This window comes from Actinoplanes sp. NPDC026619, assembly GCF_040638295.1.
Lineage (GTDB): Bacteria > Actinomycetota > Actinomycetes > Mycobacteriales > Micromonosporaceae > Actinoplanes.
The window spans coordinates 100,366-112,783 of the sequence record NZ_JBEZYA010000007.1 but is presented as its reverse complement, the minus strand read 5'-3'; the positions used below and the strand labels follow the sequence as shown (position 1 = coordinate 112,783).

Sequence of the window (12,418 nt, the reverse complement as noted above, 5' to 3'; positions counted from 1 at the left end):
ATGGTGCGGCGGGCGTTAGCGCTGGCCATGACGATGTTCGTCACGGTGGTGGCGTCAATCGTTTGGGCCGTGGCTGCGCCCGCGCCGGCCGGCGCCGCAGTCGGCGGCGGCGTGCTGCGAGCGCCAGGCGGCGCATGCAGCACGGAGGAATGGCAACAGGACTTCAAGTCATGTGTAAGCCGCCTGGCAGACGTGAGCGCTAATCGCGCCGAGTGCCTCCTGCCGCCAACGCCCAGCACGCCAGACTCCGGTCTCGCCGGCTGGTTCGCCGAGCGCCCCGCTTCCTCCACCTTGCCAGGGCCACAGGGAATTTACAGTAAATACGGCTACGCTGGATATAGCTATACGACATATGACCTTGATAGTGGTTGCGCTTCGACTCTCATAGATCCTGATTACAAATTCGAGACGACCGTCGCCAACGGCGAATTCATGGTGGCCACAGCCGTAATCGGCGCTTCGAACGCACTCCGTGAGCGCGCTTGGGACCCAGCATCGCTCTGGGGCTGGGCCGATCCACTGGTCGATCAAGCCACCAAGGCAGTCTACGAAAAGGTATTCAGTGTATTCGGCACCATTACGCTAGCAATCGTTGGCCTGTACCTCCTTTGGCGCTCACGCCAAGCAGACATGGGCGCCGCCACCACGACGGCCGGCTGGGCAATTCTGATAATGGTGATTGTCACCGCGATCGCCGCATGGCCAGTCAAGTCTGCGAATATCGCAGATCAAAGCCTTATTACCTCATTGGGCGTTGTCCATGATGCGGTTGGTCCACAGCCAGCCGACGGCGATACCTCTGCTGGATGCAAACTCGGCGATCCCGCGGCATGCAAGGACAACAGGCCCCCTGCGGTTCGTGCTAGCGACACCGCGACAGACACCATGCTCTATCGCAACTGGCTTCGTGGAATTCTTGGTTCCGCAGACAGTGTCACGGCTCAGAAATATGGTCGCGCGCTTTACGATGCCCGGTCTCTCACTTGGGGTGAGGCGGAGAAGATTCGGCAGAATCCCGAGACACGCGAGGCGACGCTCAAGGCTAAGAATACGCAGTGGGAAAAGGTCGCCGAACAGATCAAGCAGGAAGATCCGGAAGCCTACGAGTATCTTCAGGGCGTTAATGGCATGGATCGCATCGGAGCTGGCTTCATCGCCATGCTCGCCGCATTCATGTTCGCGATGTTCGATTTGACTGCTTCGATTCTCGTGCTGCTCGGTTTCTTAATCTTCCGATGGGCTGTCATTGCCGCACCTATTCTTGGCACAATCGGCCTTCTGCGACCGGCGAGCGCAGGAATTCGGCGTCTCGGCAATGCTGTGGTCGCCGCCGTCTTCAACATCGCGATCTTCGGCACCGGCGCAGCCATTTATCTGTTCGCGGTCGATCTCATCATGAACACCGCCAGTCTTCCCGGTTGGCTGCAGGTCGTACTTGTGTGGCTCTGCGGCATTGTTGGCTGGCTGCTGCTTCGTCCGTATCGGCGGATCACCCAGTTGGGGGGTAAGGACGGAACTCGGGCCATCGTGTCGGGCGGATCGTGGCACCGGCGATTCTTCCGGGACATGCGTGAGGCGGCGAAGCTCGACATCGCCGACGGAGGTGGCACCCGGGAGCCGACCATGGGCCGGAATGGGCGGACCGTATATGCCGATCAAACCAACCTCCGCCCGGAAGCACGTCTCGAGGATCCGGCACACGCCGGCAACCGCAGGGAACTCGAGTCGGCGCGGACCGGAGGCGGCCGGGAGATGGCAACGGCGCAGACCCGACCCGACGGCATCGAGTCGGCCCGCGACGACGGACCCGTGACGACGACGGGTGATGCGCCGCGTCAGAAGCCAGGTGCGCCGAATCTTCCGCGGCGTAGCACCGGCTGGACCGAGCCGGACGTGTCCGAACAGCCGGCGTCCTATGCGATCTACCGGCCGGAGACCGGGAACACCACCCGGGAACCGGCGACTCCACGGGTGCGCACCGAGGCTAAGTGATTCGAATGCCCCGCATACTCGAACAAGGTCTCAACAGCATCTTCCGCTCGCGATGGGGCGTAGCCATCGTCATCGTCGTCATCATCGCGGCGGTGGTCGGCATCGGGCGGCTGTTCTCCGACGGCGAATCGAACTCACCGTCGCTGAGCAACGCCTCGCCAGCGCCGGCGATCAGCATCGATCCGAGCGATGACGACAGCATCATCGACTCGGACCCGCCCCCTAGCCCGTCCACGATTCCGGGGCGGGCGCAGCCAGAGACCGTCGCCTACGCCTTCGCTTCGGCGTGGGCCAACCACAAGGGCGTCACGCCGAAGGCGTGGCGCGACCGGCTGCTGCCCAACGCCACCAAAAACCTCGCGGATGAGCTGAACGGTGTTGACCCGGCCGGCGTTCCGGCCGACCGGGTAATCGGCCAGCCCAGCCTCGTGCCGGTCGGCACGACCGTGGTGAACGCGGTCGTCACGATGGATTCCGGCAAGCTCAATCTGCGCCTGGTTGCGCCAGACGGACATTGGCTCGTCGACGGAATCGACTGGGACGGGTCATGAAAGTCCCGCGGCCACGGAAGATTGTCATCCTCGTTGCCGTGGTCGCGACGCTGGCGCTCCTGTGCTGCGGCGGTAGCGTTACCGCGATCCTGCTTGGAGGGCTCACCGACGACGGGTCGAACAAGCTGAATACGGCGGTCGGCTGTGGCAAGGGCGGCCCGGTTGACCCGGACTCCAAGCTCCCGCGTGTCCGCTCCTACGGTGCAGCGCAGATCCGGAACGCGGCAATCATCATCAACGTCGGCAGCGACCTCAAGCTACCGCCGCGGGCCTGGGTAATCGCAGTGGCTACTGCCATGCAGGAGTCCCGCCTGACGAACCTGGGGAATCTGGGCTCTCGCAACGATCACGACTCGCTCGGTCTCTTCCAACAGCGGCCCAGTTCCGGGTGGGGGACGCCCGCGCAGGTCACGGATCCGGTCTATGCGAGCACGAAGTTCTACGAAAAACTCAAGACGATCGAAGGCTGGGAGAACATGCCGCTCACCGAGGCGGCACAACGGGTCCAGATCAGCGCCTACCCGGACGCTTACGCGAAGCACGAGCCGGTGGCCACTCAGATCGTCAACATGCTTGCAGACGGTGCCGCCGCCGCGATCGGGAATTCGGTCAGCTTGGTCTGCGCGGCGGCCGGCGACATCGCCGCCTCGGGCTGGACCAATCCGGTGAAGGCCGCGGTCGGTTCCGGCTTCCGCACCGCTTCCAGACCCACGCATCAAGGGGTCGACCTGATCGTCGGGCGGTACACGCCGATCCACGCAGCAGCGAGCGGGATCGTCTCCAAGGTGAAGTGCGACGAGGACCACAGCGGTCGGCAGACCTGTAATGTCGACGGATATCCGGGCAAGGGCGGCTGTGGCTGGATGGTAGAGATCCAGCACGCCGGTAACATCATGACGCGGTACTGCCACATGGTGCAGCGGCCCTTCGTGAAAGAGGGCCAGGAAGTCACAGCCGGTGAGGTCATCGGAAGGGTCGGCACGAGCGGTAATTCGTCCGGGCCGCACCTGCATTTCGAGGTGCACCTCAACAACGATCGGTCCAGCGCCGGCGCCATCGACCCGGTGCCATTCATGCGGGAACAGGGCTCGCCATTGGGAGGTCAGGGATGACGGGCGAATCAATGCCCGACCCCTTCGCTGGGCATCCGGACTGGGCACTGGATCCGCCACGACCCATCGTGCCGACGCCTGCGACGATGGTCGGTCAGCTACGTGGCAGGCGCGCGATTGTCGGCCTACCCGGCCTTGGCTGGCGCTCCGAGATGCGAGCCGACGAGAAGGTAGTGCAGGGCAGCAGGACGTATGTGCCGGTGATGTCTGAGGGCGAGTGGTATCGCGCCGAAGCAGAACAGACTGAGGTCTTCGCTCCGCTCGTGCCGGTCGAGCGCGTATGGATCGAGGAACTCGGTGTCACCGGTGCTTTCGCGCCTACCGGTGACTTGATTTCCCGGCTGGTCTCCATTGACGAACCGCCACGTCGTGTCCCAGTTTCAGCCCTTGACGCCGGTGCGCTAACTGGACGGAGAGTTATCCGGCTACTGGACGACGGCGGCGAGCAACGCGATCTCCGTGCAGTTACCGAGCCTCACACGAACAGCGATGGCGACATCTGCGCTCGAGTAGCTGAGGAGCTGGATTGGTATCGTTGGGGTTGGAATGGCCGGGCACCCAGGACGCTTGAGGTCGCAATACACCTACTCTGGGTTGAATAGGTTATTTGACCTCGTTGGCTCCGCAGACACGCCAACCGTCTTGATCCACAACATCGAAGCGCCAAGTGTTAGTTATCTGCTCGCTGCCATCTTGGATTGCACGTGTCAGGTCGAGCTCGACGCTACCTTTCGTTCCGTTAGTGGAGACGCGTAAGCCTTCCCAGGTAACCTGGATGCTCATCGAATAGCGAGACTCGCGATTCTCGATGTCCGTTCGATAGGCATCCAGCTGCGCAAAGTCCGCGCCAGATTTGCAGGCGTAAAGCTGAACTTCCTTCTCATCGCGGTTCACGAGGTAGGCGCGCACGAAATTGTCGACGACAGCGTCTGGGGCGGTGCGTTTGATTTCTGTGGCGCCGTCGTAGAGGGAGATGGCTACGCCTACGCCGCCTAGGCATAGGAGGCCTAGCAAGCCGGCCACCATGGCCAGGATCAGGCGGATGCGGCGGTTGGCTCGTTTGCCTGGGGGGAGGGCCGGTGGCGGGGGGAAGCCGGGTGGGCCGCCGGACACTGGCATCGGGGGCCGCGCCTGGGGCGGCTGCGATGCGGGTCCGGTTATGGGCTCCTGCGGCTGCACACATACGACAGTAGTGCCTCCCGGCACCCGAACCGTGCCACACCACCCAAGCATGTGAATGTACGCGGCGCGCAACCTGCTGACCCCCGGGAACGCGATGCCGGCCCCACTCTGGGATAGGTTTTATCCGCACACAGGAGGTGAGGGCGGTGGCGGATTCGGGTTTGCGGGTCCAGCAGGCTGCTGCCCTGCACCGGCAGGCGGTGGCGACTGCCGAGGCGGCCGCGGCCGTGCTGGAGAGTGACGCTGGGCTGGCCGTCGACCCGCTCGAGCAGCACACGCTGGCCGCGGAGTTGCGTTCGGCCGCGTCGATGCTGGCGCCGGGGTGGCTCGGTGCGCCGCTCGACGCGCAGTCGGCCAACACGCCGCTGGGGGGTGTGTTTCCGCCGCAGTTCGTTCGGCTGGGCGTGGCTCAGCTGCTGGATGACGCGCGGTTCCCGGTGATCGTGCCGCTGCTCGGCACCGGGCATTTGGCCATTGATGCGAGCGCGACCGACGAGCGGGTTTTCGGGCTGCTGCGGTGTTTGCTGCTGCGGCTGCTCGCGGCGGCGCCGGCGGGGTCGCTGCTGGTGCGGGCGGTCGACGGGGTCGGTGGGGGTGCGGTGTTCGCGCCGTTCGCCGATCTGACCGACGCCGGCCTGATGGAGCCGCCGGCCACTGACCGGCAGGGGCTGCGGGAGGTGCTGGCCGACGCCGAGAAGTGGCTGCGGCCGGGGCGGGGTGCGGCGCCGCGGCGGGGGCGGCGTGACCGGATGAAGCTGGTGGTCATCGCCAGCCTGCCGGAGCTCACCGAGGGTGAGGAGTTGCGCCGGATTGCGGCGCTGGCTCAGCAGGGGCCCGACTCGGGCCTGCACCTGATCGTGGCGGGGTGGCCTCCGCCGCCGCTGACCGCGGAGACGACCCAGCCGCCGTTGCCGCGCACGATGATGGTGTCGGTGCGTAATCCGTATGCGGTGGTCGGTGATCCGCCCGGCGCGACGTTCGGCTCCATACCGGAGGCGCGGTGGCTGAACGCGCGGGTCGATCTCGACAAGGAGCCGCCACCGCACCTGATCGACGCGGTTTGCCGCGAGTTGGCCACGGATCCGTCCGCCGCGTCCCGGGTCCGCCTGTCGGACCTGCTGCCGGACCCGGGCGAGACCTGGGCGGCCGATGCGGCTGATGGGTTGAGCACGGTGGTGGGCCAGGACGGGGACACCCCGTTGAAGTTGAGCTTCAACGATCTGGGCCCGCACTGGTTGGTGGGCGGCCGGGCGGGTGGCGGCAAGACCGCTTTCCTGATCAACGTGTTGTATGGGTTGGGCGCTCGCTACAGCCCGGCCGAGATGGCGCTCTACCTCCTGGATTTCAAGGAGGGCGTGTCGTTCGCCGAGTTCGTGCCGACCCTGCGGGACCGCACCTGGTTGCCGCACGCCCGCGCGGTGGGTGTCGAGTCCGACCGGGAGTACGGTCTGGCGGTCCTGCGCGAGTTGGATTCGGAGATGACCCGGCGCTCGGCGGCGTACGAGCAAGCGGGTGTCAGCCGTTTCGCTGAGCTGCGGCAGGCGGAGGGCAAGCCGTTGCCGCGGGTCCTCTGTGTCATCGACGAGTTCCAGGTGCTGCTGGCCGGCAACGACCCGATCGCCACCGAGGCGGTGGCTCTGCTGGAGTCGCTGGCGCGCAAAGGCCGGTCGTACGGCATTCATCTGATCCTGGCGAGCCAGACCGTGCTGGGCGTGGAAGCGCTCTACGCGAAACGTGACTCGGTCTTCGGCCAGTTCCCGGTTCGGATTGCCCTGCCGGGCGGTGGCGACGTGCTGGAGCCGACCAACGATGCCGCGGCCGGTCTGCCGCTGGGCACCGCGGTGGTCAACACGGCGGGTGGCCTGGGCGGTCCGCGTGGTGCGACCCGGGGCCACGAGCGGGTGGTGCGGTTCCCGGATCCGCATGCGGACAAGGACGTGCTGAGCGATCTGCGGCACAAATTGTGGGGTGCTCGCGATCCGGAGGCGTTGCCGCCGCGCATCTTCGCCGGTTACGCGCACCAGCATCTGGCCGATGACCCGACCTATCGGGCCGCGCTGGCGGGTCGCGCGGCCCGGCCGGCGGCGCTGGTGGGCCGGGTGATCGACGTGAACCTGTCGACGGCGGCGTTCCCGCTGGATTCGGCGCCCGGCCGGCACCTGGCGATCTTCGGCTCGCAGGCGTCGGGTTCGGAGGTGCTGGACGCGGCGGCTCGCAGTGTGGCCGCGTTCCACCAGCCGCGTACGACCCGGTTCGTGATCGCGTCGCTGGTGGCCGAGGGTGATCAGCTGGCCGAGCGGCTGGCGGCCGAGATCGGGCACCGGCAGGAGGTCTCGCTGGTCGACGCGACCGGCTTGGCCGCCGAGCTGGCAGATCTCGGCACTCCGGGTTACCGGGTGGTCTTCGGGATGGACGCGGTGAGCCCGGGCAGCCTGCCGGGCCTGCGCAAGCTGTTGTGCGACGGCCCGGGCCGCGGGGTGCACCTGCTGTCCTGGTGGCGGGGCCTGCGCCGGTTCAGCGAGGAAACGGACGGCAGCATCGGTGACGTGGCCGGGCTGATGTTCCTGAACGTACCGCAGTCCGATGTGGCGCTGATGCTGGGCCGCCCGATCGACTGGCAGCCGCGGCCGAACCGCGCGCTCCTGCACGACCGGCATGCCGACCGCACCGCCACCGTGGTCCCGTTCCTGCAGCCCGAGAGCGAAGAGCTATGACGGAGCAGCAGCAGGAGACGACCGGCGCGATTCCGGTGCAGCCGGCCGAGCCGGCGCCGGGACCGTGGGCGGAATACCTGGCCGCCGCGCAGAGCCTGGATGCGGTTCGCCGCGCCGCCAGCGCCGCGGCGAGCGAGCAGCAGGCGGCGACCACGGTCGCGCGCCAGGAGCTCGAGGCGGTCCGCGCACGGCTCGTTCCCCAGCAGCTGCGGATGGTGCGCGATTTCGGCGTACCGGATGGGGAGCTGATCCCGCGGCAGGCCGAGCGGGAGGCGGCAGCGCGGGCCGTGGCCGGCGGCCCGGCCGCGGTGGTGGTGGCGTTGCAGCAGGCGCGAGTGACCGCGGACGCGGCAGACAACACGATCATCGGGCCGGCCCCGGCGAGTCCGCTACGGCCATGGATTCGCAACCTGTTGGTGTACGGACCGTTCGCGGCCGCGGTGCTGATCGTGCAGATCGTGCTTTACCTGGTGGCGCCGCAGGGTTCGGTGCCGACCTATGCGCTGCTGTGCGGGCTGAGCATGCCGGTGCTGGCGTTCGGCCTGGGCTGGGTGACGATCGGCTTCGTGTACGGCGGCGGCCCCGAGCCGGTCGACCGCACGCCGATCCTGGGCGCCGTCACCTGCCTCACCCCGGTGCTCCTGACCTGTATGGGCGTCGGCCTGCTCGCCTTCTTCAAATAGCCGCAAGATAGGCGGTCAGGTCGACCTCGACGAGCTGGCCGCGGTAACCGAGCGTGGTAACCCCGAGCAGTGTGCTGGCCGTGGTGAAGGCGTCGGCGAGCGCGGACGCGTTGAGCCGATCCCAGACCGCGGCGAGCACGGCGCTGTCCGCGCTGACCACATAGATGATCGAGCGGACCACGTCGCCGGGTGTGGCGCCGGCGGCCGCGAGGACGGTCAGGCAGTTGGCAATGACCTGGTCGGTCTGCGCGTCGTAGTCGCCGGGGGCGCCGACCACCGTGCCGTCGAGGGCGAGCGGGCACTGGCCGGCCAGGTGGGCGAGCCGCCCCTCGCCGGTGATGGTCACATGGCTGTAGCCGGCCGGGTCGTGGATGCCGGGCGGGTTGAATTTGTGCAGCACGACGGCAGTATCACCCGAACCAGCCGGGCACATCGACCGGATATCCGGTGGCCGGCACGACGGCCCGCAGCGAGGTCTCCAGAAGGCGTACGCGGTCCAGGCCGAGCTGCGCGACCCAGCCGGCCCGCAGTTCGTCGAAGATCGCCGCCGCTTGCCGGAGCGAGTCGAGGCCGCGCGGGGTGAGCCGGACAAGCTTGCTGCGGGCGTCGCGCGGGTCGTCGACGCGTTCCACGTAGCCCAGCTCGGCCAGGCGGTCGACGGTCTTCCCGGCCGCCTGCTTGGAGACGCCGAGCCGCCGCCCGATCTCGCTGGTGCTGGCCCCGTGCAGCCCGATGGCCTGCATGGCGAATCCGTGCACCGGCCGCACGTCCGGGTGGCCGCGTTCGGCCAGCGAGGCGTGCAGTTGGTCGATCAGTGAACGGAAGCCGGCGAACAGCAGCAGGGGCAGTTCCCAGCCGGGCGGATCGGAGTCAGACATTGGCAAACTCGACAACCTGGTTTACTGTTTGGACAACCACGTTGTCGATCCTATGGGAGAAGATCGTGTTCATCCAGCACACCCTCGAGTCTGCCCCGGCCGCGTCCCGGCCGTTCATGCAGGGCCCGACGCACGAGGCCATCGCCCTGCTCGCCGAGTCGCCCGAGATGCTCGGCGGGTTCCTGCAGGCCAGCAAGCTCTTCGAGAGCAGCACGCTCGATCCGCTCAGCCGCGAGGTGGTGGTCATGACGATCGCCGTCCGCAACGGCTGCCAGGTCTGCATAGCCATGCACACCGGCCGCCTCCGCAAAATGACCGGCGGCCCGGAGTTGATCACGGCGCTGCGCGAGGGCGGCCCGCTCCCCGATCCGCAGCGAGAAGCACTCAGGCAGTTTGTCGAAAAAGTCCTCGCCACCGCGGGCGAGGTGCCCGACGAGGAGATCGAGGAGTTCCAAAAGGCGGGTTACACGACCCGCAACGCCCTGGAGGTGGTGCTCGGCATCGGCACCTACACGATGTCGACCCTGGCGAATCGCCTGGTGAGGGCCTAGCGGGCGTTTATCAACGCCATCGCCTCGGCGCGGACCTTGCCGTCGGTCTGGAAGGCTCCGCGGACCGCGCTGGTCACCGTGCGAGCGCCCACCTTGCGGATCCCGCGCATCTCCATGCACAGGTGCTCGCACTCGAGCACCACGATCACTCCGCGCGCCTCGAGCCGCTCCAGCAGCAGGTCGGCGATCTGCGAGGTGAGGCGTTCCTGCACCTGAGGGCGGCGGGCGTAGACCTCGACGAGCCGGGCCAGTTTCGACAGACCGGTGATGCGGCCGTGCGGACCCGGGATGTAGCCGACGTGCGCCACGCCCTTGAACGGCAGCAGGTGGTGCTCGCACATGCTCATCACCTCGATGTCGCGGACGAGCACGAACTCCTCGTGATCGGCCTCGAACGTGGTGGTGAGGACCTTGGCCGGGTCGACCCGCAGGCCGGCGAAGAGCTCCGCGTACGCGCGGGCGACGCGGGCCGGGGTGCGGGTGAGACCATCGCGGTCCGGGTCCTCACCGATCGCGATGAGAATTTCCCGGACCGCTTTCTCGATCCGGGCCAGGTCGACGGCCTGCTCCACCGGGGTTCCGGTGAGCTTGCCGTCGACCAGGCGCGCGGCGAGATAGTCGAGCTCGTCGTCGTCGGAGATCAGTTGCTGCCTTCCACCGTGCCGTTCGGGTTCGGGCCGACCGCGATCTGCCCGTCCGCCTCGGCCTGTGCCTTCAGCTTCTCCCGCTCGGCGGGGGTGAGGACCGGCGGCGCCTCGGAGGGCAGCCGCTTGCCGAAGCCGTTGAACGGCGACATCGGCGGGCGCTTGACCACACGCTCGCAGATCCGGTCCATGTCCTCGCGGGTGATGGTTTCCTTCTCCATCAGCTCGAGGACCATGCTGTCGAGGACGTCCCGGTATTCCACCAGGATCTCCCACGCCTCGTCATGTGCGAGCTCGATGAGCGCCCGCACTTCCGAGTCGATGTCGGCAGCTACCGAGTCGGAGTAGTCCCGCTCGTGCCCCATGTTGCGGCCCATGAACGGCTCGTCCCCGCTGGTGCCGTACTTCACGGCGCCCAGCTTCAAACTCATGCCGTACTGCGTGACCATGGCACGGGCCAGACCGGAGGCCTTCTCGATGTCGTTGCCGGCGCCGGTGGTGGGCTCGTGGAAGACGAGCTCCTCGGCGGCCCGGCCACCCAGCGCGTACGCCAAGGTGTCGATCATCTCGGCCCGGGTCTGGGTGTACTTGTCCTCGGTCGGCAGCACCAGCGTGTGACCCAGCGAGCGACCACGCGGAAGGATCGTCACCTTGTGCACCGGCGCGGAGTGCGGCAGTGCGTACGCCACCAGGGCGTGGCCGCCCTCGTGGTAGGCGGTGATCTTCTTCTCGTTGTCACTCATCGCCCGGGTCTTGCGCTCCGGGCCGGCGATGACGCGGTCGATCGACTCCTCGAGGAACTCGTTGGAGATCGCCCGCTTCTCGTTACGCGCGGTCAGCAGCGCAGACTCGTTGATCACGTTGGCCAGGTCGGCGCCCGAGAAACCGGGCGTGCGGCGGGCCACCGAGTCGAGGTCGACGTCGGGCGTGAACGGCTTGCCCTTGGCGTGCACCCGCAGGATCGCCTTGCGGCCCTCCATGTCCGGGTTGTCCACCGGGATCTGCCGGTCGAAACGGCCCGGGCGCAGCAGCGCCGGGTCGAGGATGTCGGGCCGGTTGGTGGCCGCGATCAGGATGACCCCGCCCTTGGTGTCGAAGCCGTCCATCTCGACGAGCAGCTGGTTGAGCGTCTGCTCGCGCTCGTCGTGACCGCCGCCCATGCCGGCGCCGCGGTGCCGGCCGACCGCGTCGATCTCGTCGACGAAGACGATCGCCGGCGCGTTCGACTTGGCCTGCTCGAACAGGTCACGGACCCGGCTCGCGCCGACACCGACGAACATCTCGACGAAGTCGGAACCGGAGATCGAGTAGAACGGGACCCCGGCCTCGCCGGCAACCGCCCGGGCGAGCAGCGTCTTACCGGTTCCGGGCGGGCCGAACAGCAGCACGCCCTTCGGGATCTTGGCACCGAGCGCCTGGTACTTCGCGGGGTTCTGGAGGAAGTCCTTGATCTCGTGGAGTTCCTCGACCGCCTCGTCCGCACCGGCCACGTCGGCGAATGTGGTTTTCGGCGTGTCCTTGGTGATCATCTTCGCTTTGGACTTGCCGAAGTTGAGCACCCGCGAGCCGCCGCCCTGCATCTGCGACATGAACAGCAGCAGCAGGATCACCAGAATGGCGATCGGCAGCAGGTTGATCAGCAGGCTGAAGAGAATGTTGTCGCCGGAGACCGTGGTGTTGATCGTCCCGGTGATCCGGCCGGCCTGTTTGGCCTGCAGGACCTCGTCCCAGATGTCACTGGTGACTTCATACGGGTACTGGGTCTCGATCTTGTCGGTTGTCTTGCCCTCGAACTTCTCCGGGCTCGCCAGGTCGATTTGGAGCGACTGCTCCTTGTCCTTCTGGACGACCTTTTTGATGCCGGGCTGGTTCAGGCGCTCGAGCGCCACCGAGGTATCGACGCGCTGGTAGCTCGGACCACTGGTGAAGAACGAGCTCAGCGCGATAACGCCGATGATCACCAGAATGATCCAGACCACCGGGCGGCGGAAGAAACGCGTACGCTCCATGCTGTTGTCGGGCGACGAGCGCCCGGACCCTCCTGATCAGCGTCCTGGTGACCTCAACGTCGCCGCCCTCCGGCGGCCCCTCCAGCGCTAAGTGACACTGCG

Annotated in this window: 12 protein-coding genes; 7 read left to right on the top strand and 5 right to left on the bottom strand. The window is 67.1% G+C overall.

Annotated elements, in window-relative coordinates; genetic code table 11:
* From AB0E90_RS17410 to AB0E90_RS17395, 4 genes are read left to right on the top strand one after another with little or no spacing between them, the layout of a single operon-like run.
* Entirely contained in the window at positions 1 to 1,992 is a 1,992-nt protein-coding gene (locus tag AB0E90_RS17410; protein WP_360405803.1) for a DMT family transporter, read from the top strand.
* 5 nt (positions 1,993 to 1,997) lie between these two features.
* Complete coding sequence (locus tag AB0E90_RS17405) at positions 1,998 to 2,543, top strand: hypothetical protein (RefSeq protein ID WP_360406556.1); 546 nt, start codon at positions 1,998 to 2,000, stop codon at positions 2,541 to 2,543.
* A complete protein-coding gene (locus AB0E90_RS17400; RefSeq protein ID WP_360405800.1) occupies positions 2,540 to 3,655 on the top strand; it encodes a M23 family metallopeptidase in 1,116 nt (371 codons plus the stop codon). The genes AB0E90_RS17405 and AB0E90_RS17400 overlap by 4 nt, the downstream gene beginning before the upstream one ends.
* The gene (locus AB0E90_RS17395; protein WP_360405797.1) at positions 3,652 to 4,257 is read left to right on the top strand and encodes a hypothetical protein; all 606 of its coding nucleotides are present in this window, start codon (positions 3,652 to 3,654) and stop codon (positions 4,255 to 4,257) included. Before AB0E90_RS17400 ends, AB0E90_RS17395 begins: the two co-directional genes overlap by 4 nt.
* A gap of 1 nt (position 4,258) precedes the next feature.
* On the opposite strand, the gene AB0E90_RS17390 is transcribed toward AB0E90_RS17395, so the two are convergent.
* On the bottom strand, positions 4,259 to 4,681 hold the full coding sequence (locus tag AB0E90_RS17390; protein ID WP_360405794.1) for a hypothetical protein: 423 nt from the start codon (positions 4,679 to 4,681) through the stop codon (positions 4,259 to 4,261).
* A gap of 302 nt (positions 4,682 to 4,983) precedes the next feature.
* Between AB0E90_RS17390 and AB0E90_RS17385 the strand changes: the two genes are divergently transcribed.
* Entirely contained in the window at positions 4,984 to 7,551 is a 2,568-nt protein-coding gene (locus AB0E90_RS17385; protein ID WP_360405791.1) for an FtsK/SpoIIIE domain-containing protein, read from the top strand.
* Positions 7,548 to 8,234 (top strand): hypothetical protein, encoded by a 687-nt coding sequence (locus AB0E90_RS17380; protein WP_360405788.1) that lies wholly within the window; start codon positions 7,548 to 7,550, stop codon positions 8,232 to 8,234. Before AB0E90_RS17385 ends, AB0E90_RS17380 begins: the two co-directional genes overlap by 4 nt.
* On the opposite strand, the gene AB0E90_RS17375 is transcribed toward AB0E90_RS17380, so the two are convergent.
* A complete protein-coding gene (locus AB0E90_RS17375; protein WP_360405785.1) occupies positions 8,227 to 8,634 on the bottom strand; it encodes a RidA family protein in 408 nt (135 codons plus the stop codon). The two genes, AB0E90_RS17380 and AB0E90_RS17375, sit on opposite strands and share 8 nt — an antisense overlap.
* A gap of 10 nt (positions 8,635 to 8,644) precedes the next feature.
* Positions 8,645 to 9,112 (bottom strand): MarR family transcriptional regulator, encoded by a 468-nt coding sequence (locus tag AB0E90_RS17370; RefSeq protein WP_360405782.1) that lies wholly within the window; start codon positions 9,110 to 9,112, stop codon positions 8,645 to 8,647.
* Positions 9,113 to 9,177: 65 nt separating this feature from the next.
* On the opposite strand from AB0E90_RS17370, the gene AB0E90_RS17365 reads away from it, so the two are divergent.
* Positions 9,178 to 9,663: a carboxymuconolactone decarboxylase family protein gene (locus AB0E90_RS17365; RefSeq protein WP_360405779.1), complete on the top strand. Its 486-nt coding sequence runs from the start codon at positions 9,178 to 9,180 to the stop codon at positions 9,661 to 9,663.
* On the opposite strand, the gene folE is transcribed toward AB0E90_RS17365, so the two are convergent.
* Together folE and ftsH are read right to left on the bottom strand one after the other, a co-directional pair.
* The gene (gene folE, locus AB0E90_RS17360; RefSeq protein WP_360406553.1) at positions 9,660 to 10,307 is read right to left on the bottom strand and encodes a GTP cyclohydrolase I FolE; all 648 of its coding nucleotides are present in this window, start codon (positions 10,305 to 10,307) and stop codon (positions 9,660 to 9,662) included. The two genes, AB0E90_RS17365 and folE, sit on opposite strands and share 4 nt — an antisense overlap.
* Positions 10,304 to 12,316 carry an ATP-dependent zinc metalloprotease FtsH gene (ftsH, locus tag AB0E90_RS17355; protein WP_360405776.1) on the bottom strand — a complete coding sequence of 671 codons (2,013 nt, stop codon included), beginning with the start codon at positions 12,314 to 12,316 and terminating at the stop codon, positions 10,304 to 10,306. The genes folE and ftsH overlap by 4 nt, the downstream gene beginning before the upstream one ends.
* Positions 12,317 to 12,418: the final 102 nt, after the last annotated feature.